17 protein-coding genes and 1 pseudogene are annotated in these 14,860 nt (G+C 68.3%); 10 read left to right on the top strand and 8 right to left on the bottom strand.

Annotated elements, in window-relative coordinates; genetic code table 11:
• Positions 1-5 precede the first annotated feature (5 nt).
• On the bottom strand, positions 6-773 hold the full coding sequence (locus A5758_RS16635) for a 1-acyl-sn-glycerol-3-phosphate acyltransferase (protein ID WP_067213312.1): 768 nt from the start codon (positions 771-773) through the stop codon (positions 6-8).
• A gap of 145 nt (positions 774-918) precedes the next feature.
• On the opposite strand from A5758_RS16635, the gene A5758_RS16630 reads away from it, so the two are divergent.
• From A5758_RS16630 to A5758_RS16620, 3 genes are all read left to right on the top strand, one after another.
• Entirely contained in the window at positions 919-2,469 is a 1,551-nt protein-coding gene (locus A5758_RS16630; protein WP_067742402.1) for an MBL fold metallo-hydrolase, read from the top strand.
• On the top strand, positions 2,466-2,810 hold the full coding sequence (locus tag A5758_RS16625; protein WP_067742058.1) for a hypothetical protein: 345 nt from the start codon (positions 2,466-2,468) through the stop codon (positions 2,808-2,810). Before A5758_RS16630 ends, A5758_RS16625 begins: the two co-directional genes overlap by 4 nt.
• A 387-nt stretch (positions 2,811-3,197) precedes the next feature.
• A complete protein-coding gene (locus A5758_RS16620; RefSeq protein WP_067742048.1) occupies positions 3,198-3,926 on the top strand; it encodes a GAP family protein in 729 nt (242 codons plus the stop codon).
• A 58-nt stretch (positions 3,927-3,984) separates the two neighbouring features.
• Here the strand turns inward: A5758_RS16620 and A5758_RS16615 are convergent, their stop codons facing one another.
• Both A5758_RS16615 and A5758_RS16610 read right to left on the bottom strand, forming a co-directional pair.
• The gene (locus tag A5758_RS16615) at positions 3,985-5,547 is read right to left on the bottom strand and encodes an NAD(P)/FAD-dependent oxidoreductase (RefSeq protein WP_067742045.1); all 1,563 of its coding nucleotides are present in this window, start codon (positions 5,545-5,547) and stop codon (positions 3,985-3,987) included.
• Between the two features lie 63 nt (positions 5,548-5,610).
• Positions 5,611-6,231, bottom strand: a complete 621-nt coding sequence (locus A5758_RS16610) for a TetR/AcrR family transcriptional regulator (RefSeq protein WP_067742042.1) — start codon at positions 6,229-6,231, stop codon at positions 5,611-5,613.
• Between the two features lie 70 nt (positions 6,232-6,301).
• On the opposite strand from A5758_RS16610, the gene A5758_RS16605 reads away from it, so the two are divergent.
• Positions 6,302-6,787, top strand: coding sequence for a DUF2834 domain-containing protein (locus A5758_RS16605; RefSeq protein ID WP_067742039.1), 486 nt, complete (start codon positions 6,302-6,304; stop codon positions 6,785-6,787).
• Here the strand turns inward: A5758_RS16605 and A5758_RS16600 are convergent.
• Positions 6,784-7,053, bottom strand: coding sequence for a helix-turn-helix domain-containing protein (locus A5758_RS16600; protein ID WP_067742028.1), 270 nt, complete (start codon positions 7,051-7,053; stop codon positions 6,784-6,786). The genes A5758_RS16605 and A5758_RS16600 overlap by 4 nt on opposite strands.
• 91 nt (positions 7,054-7,144) lie before the next feature.
• On the opposite strand from A5758_RS16600, the gene A5758_RS16595 reads away from it, so the two are divergent.
• Positions 7,145-7,720 carry a carboxymuconolactone decarboxylase family protein gene (locus tag A5758_RS16595; RefSeq protein WP_067213333.1) on the top strand — a complete coding sequence of 192 codons (576 nt, stop codon included), beginning with the start codon at positions 7,145-7,147 and terminating at the stop codon, positions 7,718-7,720.
• Here the strand turns inward: A5758_RS16595 and A5758_RS16590 are convergent.
• Positions 7,707-8,276, bottom strand: coding sequence for a class I SAM-dependent methyltransferase (locus A5758_RS16590; RefSeq protein ID WP_067742025.1), 570 nt, complete (start codon positions 8,274-8,276; stop codon positions 7,707-7,709). The two genes, A5758_RS16595 and A5758_RS16590, sit on opposite strands and share 14 nt — an antisense overlap.
• Positions 8,277-8,331: 55 nt before the next feature.
• Here A5758_RS16590 and A5758_RS16585 point away from each other — a divergent pair, with 55 nt between their 5' ends.
• Positions 8,332-9,078, top strand: coding sequence for a helix-turn-helix transcriptional regulator (locus tag A5758_RS16585; RefSeq protein WP_067742022.1), 747 nt, complete (start codon positions 8,332-8,334; stop codon positions 9,076-9,078).
• Here A5758_RS16585 and serS read toward each other — a convergent pair whose 3' ends face one another.
• On the bottom strand, positions 9,079-10,338 hold the full coding sequence (gene serS / locus A5758_RS16580) for a serine--tRNA ligase (RefSeq protein ID WP_067742019.1): 1,260 nt from the start codon (positions 10,336-10,338) through the stop codon (positions 9,079-9,081).
• Between the two features lie 112 nt (positions 10,339-10,450).
• On the opposite strand from serS, the gene A5758_RS16575 reads away from it, so the two are divergent.
• From A5758_RS16575 to A5758_RS16565, 3 genes and pseudogenes are all read left to right on the top strand, one after another.
• Positions 10,451-11,824: a septum formation family protein gene (locus A5758_RS16575; RefSeq protein WP_067742016.1), complete on the top strand. Its 1,374-nt coding sequence runs from the start codon at positions 10,451-10,453 to the stop codon at positions 11,822-11,824.
• Between the two features lie 4 nt (positions 11,825-11,828).
• A pseudogene (locus A5758_RS16570) lies at positions 11,829-12,256 on the top strand (metallopeptidase family protein).
• Positions 12,253-12,444, top strand: coding sequence for a hypothetical protein (locus A5758_RS16565; RefSeq protein ID WP_066953499.1), 192 nt, complete (start codon positions 12,253-12,255; stop codon positions 12,442-12,444). Before A5758_RS16570 ends, A5758_RS16565 begins: the two are co-directional and overlap by 4 nt.
• A 7-nt stretch (positions 12,445-12,451) precedes the next feature.
• On the opposite strand, the gene A5758_RS16560 is transcribed toward A5758_RS16565, so the two are convergent.
• Positions 12,452-13,138 (bottom strand): histidine phosphatase family protein, encoded by a 687-nt coding sequence (locus A5758_RS16560; protein ID WP_067742013.1) that lies wholly within the window; start codon positions 13,136-13,138, stop codon positions 12,452-12,454.
• Positions 13,135-14,085 (bottom strand): prephenate dehydratase, encoded by a 951-nt coding sequence (pheA, locus tag A5758_RS16555; RefSeq protein WP_067742010.1) that lies wholly within the window; start codon positions 14,083-14,085, stop codon positions 13,135-13,137. The genes A5758_RS16560 and pheA overlap by 4 nt, the downstream gene beginning before the upstream one ends.
• 90 nt (positions 14,086-14,175) lie before the next feature.
• On the opposite strand from pheA, the gene A5758_RS16550 reads away from it, so the two are divergent.
• A partial coding sequence (locus tag A5758_RS16550; protein WP_067742007.1) for a DUF2470 domain-containing protein occupies positions 14,176-14,860 on the top strand: 685 nt, incomplete at its 3' end.

Here is a 14,860-nt window from a genome sequence, read left to right as displayed (position 1 = left end):
GATCGCTACTCCGGCGCTCCCGCGGATCCGGCCCGGCGCGCGGCGCGAGCGGCCGCCTCCTCGGCGTCCATCCGGGCGGCTTCGGCGAGCGACGGGGCACTGCCGCCCAACCGGCGCGGCACCCAGAACTCACCCGCCGGGTGCGGCCCATACATTTCCTGGGCCCGCTCCAGCAGGTGTTGCATCCGTGAGTGCAGCAGCCCCTTCAACTCCTCGACGCCCAGTGTCGGTTCGATCGGTTCGCCGACGACGACCATGATGGGCACCTTGGGGCGGAACAGCTTCTTGGGGTGCCCCTTGGTCCAGACGCGCTGCGCGCCCCAGACGATCACCGGAACGATGGGCACCCCGGCTTCGACGGCCATCCGCGCCGCACCCGACTTGAATTCCTTGATCTCGAAGCTGCGGCTGATCGTGGCTTCCGGGTAGACGCCGACCAGCTCGCCGTCCTTGAGGTTTCTGACCGCTTCCTCGTAGGAGGCGCCCCCGTTCTGCCGGTTCACGGAGATGTGCCGCAGGCTGCGCATGATCGGCCCGGTGATCTTGTGGTCGAACACCTCCTGCTTGGCCATGAAGCGGACCTTGCGGCCCAGACCCTGCTGGTAGGCGGGCAGACCCGCGAACGTGAAGTCGAGGTAGCCGGTGTGATTGATGGCGATGACCGCACCCCCGCTTTTGGGCAGGTTTTCGGCGCCCATGACCGTGATCTTGAGACCCTGTATGCGCCATATCAAGCGGGCAAGTTGAATGACAGTCCCGTATACCGGTTCCACAGCTGATCAGCCTAGTGCTCCCGGCTGTGAGTCAGCCGAAGTGCCGAAAAAGAAGATGCCGCCCCACGCTAAGCTCGGAGGCTGAAAAAGCCGTTACCCGGCCGCGGGCCCCGCAGGTCCTTTGAGCGGCCCCAGGAAGGTGTTTGTGCAGGTCACAAGCGTAAGTCACGCCGGATTTCTGATTGAAACGACCGCGGGCAGCATTCTTTGCGACCCCTGGGTCAATCCCGCATACTTCGCGTCCTGGTTTCCGTTCCCCGACAACAGCGGCCTGGACTGGGACCGGCTGGGGAACTGCGACTACCTCTACGTGTCGCACCTGCACAAGGATCACTTCGACGCCAAGAATCTGGCCGAGCACGTCAACAAAGACGCGGTGGTGCTGCTGCCCGACTTCCCGGTGCCGGACCTGCGAAACGCGTTGCAGGAGCTGGGTTTCTACCGGTTCTTCGAGACCAGCAACTCGGTCAAGCACCGGGTCAGCGGCCCGAGGGGCGACCTCGAGGTCATGATCATCGCCCTGCGGGCGCCGGCCGACGGCCCGCTCGGCGACTCGGCGCTGGTGGTTTCCGATGGCGAGACGACGGCGTTCAACATGAACGACGCCCGGCCGGTCGATCTCGACGTACTGAGCTCGGCTTTCGGACACATCGACGTGCATATGCTGCAGTACTCCGGCGCGATCTGGTACCCGATGGTGTACGACATGCCGGCCCGCGCCAAGGAGTCGTTCGGTGTCCAGAAGCGGCAGCGGCAGATGGACCGCGCCCGCCAGTACATCGCCCAGGTGGGCGCGACATGGGTCATCCCGTCGGCCGGGCCGCCGTGCTTTCTGGACCCGGATTTGCGTCATCTCAACGACGACCACGGCGATGCGGCCAACATCTTTCCGGACCAGATGGTGTTCCTCGACCAGATGCGCACCCACGGCAGCGACGGCGGCCTGCTGATGATCCCCGGCTCGGCCGCGGACTTCACCGGCACCACCCTGAATGCGCTGCGCCATCCGCTGCCCGACAATCAGGTGGAGGCGATCTTCACCACCGGGAAGCGGGCCTACATCGCCGACTACGCCGAGCGGATGGCGCCGGTCGTGGCCGCCGAGCGCGCAAGCTGGGCGCCCGCCACCGGGGAACCACTCTTGGAGCCGCTGCGTGCGCTGTTCGAACCGATCATGTCCCAGAGCGACGAGATCTGCGACGGCATCGGCTATCCCGTCGAACTGGTGATCGGCCCGGAGACCGTCGTGCTCGACTTCCCGAAACGCGCCGTGCGCGAACGGATTCCCGATGAGAAGGTGCGCTACGGTTTCGCCATCGCGCCGGAGTTGGTCCGCACCGTACTGCGGGATCGGGAACCGGACTGGGTGAACACCATCTTTCTGTCCACCCGATTCAGGGCGTGGCGCGTCGGCGGCTACAACGAATACCTGTACACCTTCTTCAAGTGCCTCACCGACGAACGGATCGCGTACGCCGACGGCTGGTTCGCCGAGACGCACGACGATACGTCATCGGTCACGCTGGACGGCTGGGAAATTCAGCGCCGCTGCCCCCACCTGAAGGCCGACCTGTCGAAATTCGGCGTGGTGGAGGGCGATACGTTGACCTGCAACCTGCATGGCTGGCAGTGGCGATTGGACGACGGGCGGTGCCTGACCGCGCGGGGTCACCAACTGCGAAGTTCGCGAGCATGAACGAAAGCCCGGGCCGGTCTTACGACGACGGGTTGGTTCAGCTGGACCGCGCGGCGATCACGCTGCGCCGCTACCACTTTCCTTCCGGAACGTCGAAAGTGATTGCACTGCAGTCGATTCGAGGATACAAGGCCGAAGGACTGGGCCTGCTCACGCATCGGTTCCGGATCTGGGGCAGCTCGGACTTGCGTCGCTGGCTGCCGCTGGACGTGAGCCGGCCGTTCAAGTCGACCTTGGTCACGCTGGACGTGCCCGGCATCCGGCCCAGCCCCGCCTTCACGCCGGCGCGACCGGAAGAGTTCACCGCGCTCCTGGATGAGCTGCTAGGTCAGCGCGGTTAGCGTCGCGCGCGAGCGCGCAAAAGTCCGGCTGCGCCTGCCGTCCGCGCTGTCGCCACGGAGCCGAGCCCGCCAGTGCGCCCGCAGCTGCCCCGCGACCGGGCGTGGTCGCTCCCTTCCACGAAATCTATTGGTGGACAACAACAATGGCCAGCGTCGAACCGACAGATCCAGCCGCCGCCCAGGATTTCTCCAGCCGCAAGTGGTGCTACGGGAATCCTTAACATAACCACTTCACGTAGCGACCGCGCTGCGAAACTCCGTGGGGCGTTACGCATGAATTACGGCCGCCTGAACGGCAGGAGCCCAACTCCGGGCCTGCTCAGACCGCCGACTTGGCTGGGCGGGTTCCAGTCCGGAGCGCGGCGCGGTCCGGTACGGTTGCCCAGCATGTGGATCACCGTGCTGGTACTGGCCGGCGCGGTGATCTTCGAACCGATACGCGTCGGGCTGGTGATACTGCTGCTCAGCCGGCGGCGCCCGCTCTTGCAACTGCTCACGTTTCTGTGCGGTGGTTTCGCCATGGGGGTCGGCGCGGGTCTGATCGTGCTCTTCGTCCTCAGGGCCGCGCCGGTGGTCGGCCACTTCAGCGTGGCGGAGGTCCAGATCGCATCCGGGCTCGTCGCTTTGCTCGTAGCCGTCGCGCTGGCAACCAATGTCGTGCGGCGCAGGATTGCCCGCACCGCGCCGGTGGACGCGACAATCGGCGGCGGTGGCGGCGTTGTCATGCTTGAAGGGACCGCGCCGAACGGCCGGCAGCAGCTGGCCGAACGAGCACGCGCCTTCTTACGGGGCGACTCGCTAAGTGTCGCAGCGGTTAGCGGGATGGGGGCTTCGTTGCCGTCCGCGAACTACATGGGCTCGATGGCCGCCATCCTCGCCTCGCACGCCGCACCGGTCGCGCAAATGCAGGCGTTGGTCGCCTTCAACCTGGTGGCGTTCACCGTGGCCGAGATCCCGCTGATCGGGTACCTGGCGGCGCCGCAGCGCACGCGCGCCTTCATGGCCGCGCTGCAAAACTGGCTGCGATCCCGCGGCCACCGCGACATCGCCGTATTGGTGGCGGCCGGGGGTTGCTTCATGCTCGTCCTCGGGCTGATCAACCTCGGTGCGAGGTAGGTAACCCAGCCCGCGCCGCGGCGGGCCGCTGGGTTCGACGTGCCGGCCGCTCGAATCGCTAGGTGGCGCGCTCGGCGAGCGCCTGCCGGGCCGCGTTGTACCCGGGGATGAACGTGATGCCGGGTCCGCCGTGGCAGCCCGCGCTGCCCAGGTACAGCCCCTCGACCGGGATCGGCTGACCCCGAAACCCTTTCGGGCCGGGCCGGTTCGGCCCGATCTGGTTCGGGTTGAGCAGTCCGTGGCAGTAGTCGCCGCCGGGGGCGCCGAACATCACGCCCATGTGCTTGGGCGTGAAGGTGGTGTGCCGGATGATGCTGCGTTCGAAGTTGGGCGCCAACCGGGTGATCTTGTCGATCACCCGCTGACCCATCTCGACCTTCGCCGCGCCATAGTCGACGCCACCCTCGATCGGGAACCACAACGCGAACGCCGACGCGGCGTGTTTGCCCGCGGGTGCCAGGTCCGGGTCGTTCTGCGTGGGTATCTGCAACACCACCGTCGGGTCGGCCGGGACGATGCCGCGCCGGCAATCCTCCCACTGCTGCTGCACTTCCTCCGGCGTGCAGAACAGGCCTATCGACGCCTGCATGGCAGGGGCGTTGAGCGCCTCGTAGGGCGCGGCGAATTCCGGCGCCTCGTCGAGCGCGAAGTGCATCTGCAGGTAACTACCGCGGTGATCGGTGCGGGCATATCGCTCCCGGATATCGCCCGGCAGCAGGGCCGGGTCGATCAGGTCGTTGAGGGTGGTGTCCGGCGCGATGCCGGAGACGACGATCGGGGCCGTCAACGTCTCGCCGCCCTCGGTGCGCACCCCACTCACCCGCCCGTCCTCGACGAGGATCTCGGTCACCTTGGTCCGCAGCCGGACCTCGCCGCCGTGGCTCTGAAGCAGTTCGCTCAGGTGGGCGGTGAGCGCCCCGATGCCGCCGCGCAGCTTCTTCATCTGCATGGTGTCGCCGTCGGGGACACCCAACCCGAACGCCAGCGCGGCCGCGCTGCCCGGCGTGGCGGGCCCGCGATAGAGGGTGTTGACGGCCAGCACGGTCATCGAGCCGCGCAGCGCACCGTGCTTCTCGCGGTCCGGAAGGTAGCGGTCCAGCACGTCGGTGACCGAACCGAACAGCATGTCGTCGATCGCCGACCGTTCGAATTCGTTTGTCGCGCAGGCGTACATCTCGTCGTAGGTCTTGGGCTCCGTTCCGGCTTCGAAGCGGCCCAGCGCCCGGGTGGGTGCCTGGCTCCAGGCCATCAGCCCCGCCATCCCGTTGACGGCGTCCGCCCCGTGCACCTCGTTGAGGTGGGTGAACAACTTGATGGGGTCGCTGTACTGGATCAGCGGATCGTCACCGACGCCGCGCACCGCGACCGACATCACGTCCAGGTCGATCGTCGGCAGGGTGTCCAGGCCGAGCTCGTCGACCACCACCTTCGAGGTGGGAAATTGCACCGAGCCCGCGATCTCGAACCGGTAACCGTCGAAAAGCTCCACCGTGGAAGCCATTCCGCCGGCGTACAGCTTGGAATCCAGGCACACCGTCCGCAGTCCGGCCTTCTGCAGCAGCACCGCCGCGGCCAGACCGTTGTGCCCGGCACCGATAACTATCGCGTCATATTCAGTCATGTCCTGCCCTCCAGCAATGGAGGCTGGCACGGTCGCAAAGTTTTGTCAATTATGACGAAACTTTTATCCCCCCTCGGTGACCCAGGCGTCGGCGATGCCCGCCCTCAGCGATTCCAGGGCCGCGTGGCACATCCGCGCCAGCTCGCCCAGCGACCGGTCTTCGCCCAGCATCCAGAACTCCATCGCGCCGAAAACTCCCGCCGCGATGCAACGCGCGATCACCGCCGCGCGCAACCGCCCATCCAGTGTCCCGCTCGCCGTGCAGCTACGCCGGTGCAGCTGCGCCTGGATGACGCCGGCGAAGTCGGCCTCGACTTCCTGCATATGCCGAACGATGCGGCCGGGATCGAGTTCCCCACCCCGCAGCGCGGCTATTTTGGTCACGGCCTCAACGTCATACGGGAACGAGAAGATGGCCGATTGCACCGAGTCGATGATCGGCTCATCGGCGGGCCGGGCATCCAGTGCGGCACAAAACCAGTTCAGTCCGGTGTAGTCGGCAAACAACAGATCGTGCTTGGACTTGAAATGGCGATAGAAGGTCCGCAGCGAGACCCCGGCGTCCGCCGCGATCTGCTCGGCCGAGGTCTCCTCGACACCCTGCGCCAGGAATCGCACCAGGGCGGCCTGGATCAACGCCTCCCGGGTGCGCTCGCTGCGCACCGTCTGCGCCGGCCTGACCATGCAAGTACGGTACCTCAGCCATCTTTTGTCAGTATTGACAAAACTTCGGCTCTGGGGTGAGACTGCCGCCATGGTCTCGCTTCTTGTGCATGCAGTTCTCGGGCTCAGTGTCATCGGCTGGATCGTCGCCTCGAACTCGAAGGTCTTCGCCCGGCCGACTGGTGGGCCGTTGTTCTCCCCGCTCGAATGCGTGTATTACGTCGTCGGCATCGCTTCGGTCGCCCTGGGCTGGTATTTCAATGTCACCTTCGTCCAGCAGTACTCGCACGGCTCCACCAACCCGCTGTGGGGCGAGCACGGGAGCTGGGCCGAATACATCAAGCTGATGTTCACCAATCCGGCCGCAGACTCCGCCAGTCAGGACTACACGATCGCGAATGTGATTCTGTTGCCGCTGTTTACGATCGTGGACGGCTACCGCCGTGGGCTGCGGCACCCGTGGCTGTACTTCGTGTCCAGCCTGTTCACCAGCTTCGCGTTCGCGTTCGCGTTCTACTTCGCCACCATGGAGCGGCAGCGTCGGCATGAACGAGTTCGCGAGACGGTGGACGCCTAGTTTCCGTCCGCCCAGCGCCGGGCCCACTGGTCGAGGGGATCGAGCGCCTCGCCCAGCGACCGGCCGGTCTCGCTGAGCTCGTAAGACTGGTCGTCGCGCTGGACGACCAGGCCGGCGCCCGACAGTTCGCCGAGACGGTCATACAAGACGCTGGGAGACATCCCGTCGCAGCGCTCCCGCAACGACCTCGCCCCCAGCGGACCGTCGCGAAGCTCCCACAGGATCCGCAGCGACCAGCGCCGCCCGAGGAGATCGAGGGCCGCCATGAGCGGCCGCCCGGTCGTCGACCCCCGCACGGGGCGCCCCGGTCGAGCAACCGATTGACGTTTCGGATTCCGTAACGTAGCTTTCTTGTCCATGGTTACGGAAATAGTAACGCCTCGCATCGACGCCCTCGACCCGCCGTACGAGGCCGCGGTGGCGGCCCTACTGCAGAAGATGATGCCGCCGGACGTGCCGCCCATCGCCCTGTTTCGCGTCGTGGTGCGCAACATGCCGATGGCCGAGGCCATGACGCTCTGGGGCGGTTACGAGCTGAGCCGCGCGTTGTCGCTGTCCCTTCGCGACCGCGAGATCGTGATCGACCGCACCTGCGCTCGCTGCGGCTGCGAGTACGAATGGGGCGTGCACGTCGCGTTTTTCGCGGACAAGGCCTGTCTCGATCGCGCGCAGGTCCACTCCTTGACCCACGGCGGCGCCGACGATCCGTGCTGGACGGCCGAGCGAGATCGCCTACTCGTCCGCGCCGTGGATTCGCTCTACGACCGTCGAGACATCGACGATGCCCTCTGGACGGCGCTGCGCGCCGAATTCGACGAAAGCCAGATCCTCGACCTCACGATGCTGTGCGGCTGGTATCACGCGATCAGCTTCACCGCGCGTGCCGCCCGGGTCCCGCTCGAGGCGGGCAGCCCCACCTTCAGGTCGGTTTGACGGCGCGCCACCGTTGCCGCCCACCTAAGGGGTGGATCTGGACATCGGCGAATCCCGCGTTGCGCAACCGCGCGCCCAGATCATCGGGCGCGATCGGGTTGTAGGTGTCGGCGATGTGCAGCAGCCGGAAGGACAGCGACGGGACACCGTCGCTGCCGGCGAACACCCCGCCCGGCCGCAGCACCCGGAACGCCTCGGCGAAGAGCCGGTCCTGCGATTCGGCGCTGGGCACGTGGTGCAGCATGGTGAAGCACACCACCGAGGTGAAGTCATCGGCGGGCAGCCCGGTGTCGGCGCCGTCGCCGTGGATGATGCGGGCCCGTTCGCCGTAGCGGCGCTCAAGGCGGTCGGCCATCGCGGCGTCGACCTCGACGGCGGTGAGCGAATCGGCCCTGTCCAGCAGGGCGCGCGTCGTCGCCCCGTAGCCCGGGCCGATTTCCAAAGTCCGCGAACCCAATTCCACGCCGTCCAACGCCCAGGGCAACAGCTGCCCCGCCACCGCTTTCTCCCAGGCCGCCGAGCTACACCGGCGCCGGTGCAGAAGATTCATTCCCATAACCGCGACGTTAGGCGCACCGGAGGAAGGCGCACTTCCGATAATCTGCCGTGTTATGTCAGAAATCAGCCACCACGGTCCGGCGACATCATCGCTGGCGCTGCCGCCGGGGGCCCGGATCGATCGGCATCGGCATCCCTTGCACCAGGTGGTCTACCCGTCCTCAGGCGCGGTCTCGGTCACCACCCCGGCCGGCACCTGGATCACGCCGGCGAACCGGGCGATCTGGATCCCGGCGGGCTGCTGGCACGAACATAAGTTCCACGGCCCCACGCAGTTTCACGGCGTCGCACTGGATCCCCGTCGCTATCGCCGCGGGCCGGCGGCGCCCGCCGTGCTGGCGGTCAACCCGTTGATGCGGGAACTCATCATCGCGTGTTCGCAGACCGATCGGACCGACAGCGACGAGCACCACCGGATGCTGGCCGTACTGCACGATCAGTTGCGGGCGACCAGCGCCGGCGAGCCGCTGTGGATTCCCACGCCCGTCGACGGCAGGCTGCGCGACGCGTGCGCGTTGATCGCCGACAACCTGGCCGCGTCGTTGACGCTGCCGCAGATCGGCCAGCGGATCGGCGTCAGCCAACGCACCCTGAGCCGACTGTTCAGCGACGAGCTGGCGATGACCTTTCCGCAATGGCGCACCCAGCTCCGCCTGCAGCGCGCCCTGGTGCTGCTCGCCGAGCGGCACGACGTCACGTCGGTGGCAGCCGAATGCGGTTGGGCCACAACAAGTGCCTTCATCGACACCTACCGGCGAGCCTTCGGTCACACCCCGGGCCGGCTGACGAAGGCGCGCTAGCTAGCTGATCGGCTCGAGCAGCTCCGTGCCGACGAACGGCACGAGCGCGTCGGGCACCCGCACGCTGCCGTCGGGCTGTTGGTGGTTCTCCAGGATCGCCACCAGCCACCGGGTGGTGCCCAGCGTGCCGTTCAGGGTGGCCGCGGTCTGTGGCTTGCCGTTGGCGTCGCGGTAGCGCGTCGCCAGCCGGCGCGCCTGGAAGGTGGTGCAGTTCGACGTCGACGTCAGCTCGCGGTAGGTGCCCTGCGTGGGAACCCATGCCTCACAGTCGAATTTGCGGGCAGCCGACGACCCGAGATCCCCTGCCGCTACGTCGATGATCCGATACGGCACCCCGATCTGGGCCAGCATCTCGCGCTGCCAGCCCAGCAGCCGTTCGTGTTCGGCCTCGGCTTCGGCGGGCGTGCAGTAGACGAACCCTTCGACCTTGTCGAACTGATGCACCCGGATGATGCCGCGGGTGTCCTTGCCGTAGCTGCCGGCCTCCCGCCGGAAGCACGACGACCAGCCCGCGTAGCGCAGCGGGCCGCCGGACAGGTCCAGGATCTCGTCGGCGTGGTAGCCGGCCAGCGGCACCTCGGAGGTGCCGACCAGGTAGAGGTCGTCGGCCTCGACGCGGTAGATCTCGTCGGCGTGGGCGCCCAGGAACCCGGTGCCGGCCATCACCTCGGGGCGCACGAGCACCGGCGGGATCATCGGGATGAAGCCGTTGTCCACGGCCAGCCGCAGCGCAAGCTGCAACAGCCCGAGCTGCAACAGGGCGCCCCGACCGGTCAGGAAGTAGAAGCGCGACCCGGACACCTTTGCGCCGCGCTGCATGTCGATCAGCCCCAGCGACTCGCCGAGCTCCAGGTGGTCCTTCGGGTCTTGCAGCTGAGCGGGCTCGCCCACCACCTCCAGGACGCGGTATTCGTCCTCCCCGCCGGCGGGCACCCCGTCGATGACGAGGTTGGAGATCGCCATGTGTGCGGCGGTGAACGCCGCCTCGGCCTCGGCCTGCTCGGTCTCGGCGGCCTTCACCTGCTCGGCCAACTCCTTGGCGCGCGCCAGCTTGGCGGGGCGCTCCTCGGGGGACGCTGCGCCGACGCTCTTGCTGGCCGACTTCTGTTCGGCGCGCAGCGCATCGGCCGACGAGATCGCCGCCCGGCGGGCGGCATCGGCCACCAGCAAGGCGTCGACCAGCGCCGGGTCCTCGCCCCGGCTGGTCTGTGACCGGCGCACGGCGTCGGGGTTTTCGCGGAGCAGCTTGAGGTCGATCACGGCCCTGAGACTACTTTCACCGGCTCTGCACAGTGCGCAGTGCACCCGCCCCGTCAGGTCCCAGGACTCACATCCATAACGTTTGTCACACTCCACAGGTGCTGCTGTCAGAATGGAGCCGATGTCGCCAGCGCCCGAGACGGACCTTCCGGAAGCCCCGGAGTCCGATGCCCATTCCGCCGAGCCGGAACAGCCGCAACCCGGCTTCCGGTGGCCACGCAGTCTGCAGGCGCAGGCGACTCGGCGCGCCCTGTTGCTGACCGCGCTGGGCGGCCTGTTGATCGCCGGGCTGGTCACCGCGCTGCCGGTGGGGGGCACCGGCGCGGGGCGGCTGTCCGGCTATCTCGACGGCAACCCGGTACCCACCACCGGAAGCAAGAGCGACGCCGCCTTCAACAAGGCCTCCAGCGGTGACTGCCTGATCTGGCCGGACGCCACTCCGGAGTCGGCGAAGATCATTAACTGCGCCGACGACCACAAGTTCGAAGTCGCCGAATCGATCGACATGCGGACGTTCCCGGGCGCCGAGTACGGCCCCAACGCCGCTCCCCCCTCGCCCGCCCGCATTCAGCAGATCACCCAGGAGCAGTGCGAGTCCGCCGTGCGCAACTACCTGGGCCCCAAGTTCGATCCCAACAGCAAGTTCACCGTCAGCCTGCTGTGGCCCGGTGACCGGGCCTGGCGCCAGGCCGGCGAGCGCCGCATGTTGTGCGGGCTCCAGCTGCCCGGCCCCAACAACCAGCAACAGGCCTTCAAGGGCAAGGTCGCCGAGGTTGACCAGTCCAAGGTCTGGCCGGCCGGCACCTGCCTGGGCATCGACTCGACCACCAACCAGCCGGTCGATGCACCGGTCGAGTGTGCGGCGCCGCACGCGATGGAAGTGACCGGCACGGTCAACCTGGCCGAGAAGTTCCCCGGCGCGCTGCCGGCGGAGCCCGACCAGGACGGGTACATCAAGGATCTGTGCACGAAGATGACGGACGCCTACCTGGCGCCGGTCAAGTTGCGCACCACCACCCTGACGCTGATCTACCCAACCGTGCCGCTGGCCAGCTGGACGGCCGGCAGCCGCGAGGTCGCCTGCAGCATCGGCGCAACCTTGGGCAACGGCGGCTGGGCCACACTGGTCAACAGCGCAAAGGGCCAGCTGCTCATCAACGGGCAGCCGCCGGTGCCGCCGCCCGACATTCCCGAAGAGCGGCTCACCATGCCGCCGATACCGCTCCAGGTGCCGGCTCAGGCCCCGCAGAGCCAGGCCGGCGCGCCCCCGGAGATCCCGCCGAACAATCAGCACCTCCCGGGTCAGCAGCCAGCGGTAGCGCCTCAGGCGCCCGCCTCGGACAACCCGGCTCCCCAGGCGCCGCAGGCCCCGCCCCCGGCGGACGCCGGGGCGCCACCGCAGGCTCCGCCACCCGCGGACGGTGGGGCGCCACCGCCGGCCAACCCGGCGCCGGAGGCGCCGCCCGCGCCGCCGCCCGGGGGCTAGCCGCGTGCCCGCGCGGATGGATCCCCAGCGGTTCGACGAACTGGTGTCCGACGCGCTCGACCTGATCCCGCCCCAGCTGGCGGCCGCGATGGACAACGTCGTCGTGCTGGTCGGCGACCGCCATCCCGAGGACGGCGAACTGCTCGGGCTATACGAAGGGGTCGCCCTCACAGAGCGGGACTCCGACTACGCCGGCTCGCTCCCCGACGCCATCACCATCTACCGCGAGGCGCTGCTGGACGTCTGCGATTCCGAGGATGACGTCGTCGAGGAGGTGGCGATCACGGTGATCCACGAGGTCGCCCACCACTTCGGCATCGACGACGACCGGCTGGAAGAACTGGGTTGGGCCTGACGGCCTGTCAGCCGCGCCGGATTCATGGGCGCGGCATCCCGGATTTGTCCGCGGCCGGTGCTATGAACGGGTTATGAGTGCTGACTGCCGCGACTGCCGGGCAGGCTTAGATCACTGTCACGGCACCATCATTCGCCATTCCCTGCGCCGCTCGGAGTGCACGGAGCCGGATTGCTTCAGCCCCGAGCTGTTGCCGCACGCCTTCGTGATCGACTGCGACGCCGTCGGCTGCGAGTGCTTCGAAGCGGTCGCGCTGGCCGTTTGACCGAGTGTCAGCCCATCGGGTCGGTGCTCGAGTGCACCGCGTCCGCGACGGGACTGGCCTCGGACTCGGGGTAGAACGGGGGCGTCAGGGCCCCCCATCGCAAGCAGCTCCACCGCCCGTCGGTGATCGGGGCCAACACCACCGATTCGGCGTTGTCCAGGTGGTTATCCAGCGCGAAGCCGGCGTCCACACCCGCCAGCACGGCGGCGGCCAGTCGAATCGCCGCACCATGGCTGACGACGACGATGTCGCCCGCCCAGTCGTGGTCGTCGAGGTAGCGCAGGCGCAGGTCGGTGAGCACCGGCACGTAGCGGTCCAACACGTCGTGGCCGGTTTCTCCGCCGGGCAGCGGAAGGTCGAGATCCCCATGATGCCATCGCTGGTAGATCGCGTTGAATTCCGCGACCGCGTCGTCGTCGTTGCGGTTTTCCAGGCCACCGACCTGGACCTCGTGAATTCCGCTCACTTCGACGGCGGCCATCTCGAGCTCGCCGCCGATGACACCGGCCGTCTGCGATGCCCGGATCGCCACCGAGTGCGCCAGCAGCCCGGGCCGTCCCGTACCGCGCGCGAAGGCGCGGGCCTGGTCGCGGCCCAGCGGCGTCAGCTCCGCCCCCGGCGGCCGGGTGTCCAGCCTGCGTTCGACATTGCCGTACGACTGGCCGTGTCGCAAAAGCACCAGCCGGCCGGTCACAGCTCGATTCCCCCGGCCGCCGTTCCCAATTTTCCTTCGCGTAGCCGCGCCAGCCAGCGGGCCGCCTCGTCGGCCGGCGGCGGCAGCACCCCGGCGGGCGAGCCCGTCGGCCAAGATCCCAGGTATCGCACATCGGCACAACGACGGTGCAGTGCTTTAAGTGCCTCGGCGACGGCGTCGTCGTCGATGTGGCCCACGCAGTCGGCGAAGAAGACGTAGGTGCCCAGCGCGGTCCGGGTCGGCCTGGACTCGATCCGCGTCAGGTCGATGCCGCGGATCCCGAATTCGGTGAGCGCGCCCAACAACGCACCCGGCGCGTTGTCGATCCGTAGCACCACCGCCGTCCGGTCCGCCCCGCTGCGGGGCGGCGGCGCGCCCGGCAGGCCCACCAGGAGAAAGCGCGTGCAGGCGTTGGGCTCGTCGACCACCCCGTCGGCCAGCGCGGCCAGTCCCCAGCGGGTGGCGGCCAGGGGCGAGGTCACCGCGGCGTCGGCCTGTCCCTCGGCCACCTGCCGCGCCGCGTCGGCGTTGGAATACGCCGGCCGGGGCTCGGCCTCGGGCAGGTTGGCGGCGACCCACCGCCGCACCTGCGCCGCCGCCACGGGAAAGGCCGCCAGGGTGCGCACGGCGTCGGCCGTGCAGCCGGGTTTGACGACGATCGTGAACGCGACATCCAGGGTTGTCTCGGCGAAGACTTGCAGGGGCGACCCGATGGCCAAGCTGTCCAGCGTGGGCGTCACCGACCCGTCGATCGAATTCTCGATCGGGACGCAGGCGTATTCGGCGCCGCCGTCGCGCACCGCGTCCAGCGCCGCGGCGGTGCTGTCGACGGGCAGTCGCCCGACCTCGTCGGGCCCCTGGCCGGGAACCAGACCGGCGGCCGTGATCTGCAACAGCGCCGCCTCGGTGAACGTCCCTTCCGGACCGAGATAAGCGATGCGGACCACGCCCCAACCCTAGCGGCGACCGGCGGCAAACCGCTCTTGCGGCGCCCCGCCATCTAAGTTAACTTAGGCTTACCTAATCTAAGGAGAACGGTGTTACCCCTGACCTGCCCCGCCCCGACGACGGCCGAACGTATCCGCAGCGCGTGTGTCCGAGCCGGTGGCGCGCTCCTGGCGCTGGAGTCCGCGCCCGCGCGCCAGGACCCCGTCGTGACGCCCGTGCATCACCTACTGCCCGACGGGTCTTTCGCGCTGGCGATCCCCAGTGAGCGCGAAGGCCGACCGGACGGCGCCGTCGCCGGGTCGCAGGCGCTCCTGGAATTGACCGACTACGCACCCCTTCCGCTGCGGGAGCCGGTGCGCTCGCTGGTGTGGGTGCGCGGGCAGCTGCACGAATTCCACCCTGCCGAGGTCGCCGAGACGGTCGACCTGATCGCCGCCGAGTGGCCGCACCCCGCGTTGCTTCAGGTCGACACCCCGCGATGCGCGCCGTCCGACGGGCAGGAACCTCGCTACACCCTGGTCCGGCTGGAGGTCGCGTCCGTCGTCGTCACCGACGCCACCGGCGCCGAGCCCGTCAGCGTGGCGGATCTCCTGGCGGCCCGGCCCGACCCGTTCTGCGAGATCGAGTCGAACCTGCTGTGGCATCTGGACACCGCCCACAGCGACGTCGTTGCGCGGCTGGTGTCCCGGTTGCCTGCGCCGTTGCGCCGCGGGCAGGTGCGCCCGCTGGGGCTAGACCGCTACGGCGTGCGGTTCCGCGTCGAAGCCAAGGACC

The sequence above is a fragment of the Mycobacterium sp. 852014-50255_SCH5639931 genome (genome assembly GCF_001665605.1).
Classification (GTDB): Bacteria; Actinomycetota; Actinomycetes; order Mycobacteriales; family Mycobacteriaceae; genus Mycobacterium; species Mycobacterium paraffinicum.
Note: the sequence above shows the minus strand (reverse complement) of the source record. Positions and strands in the feature narration are given on the sequence as shown.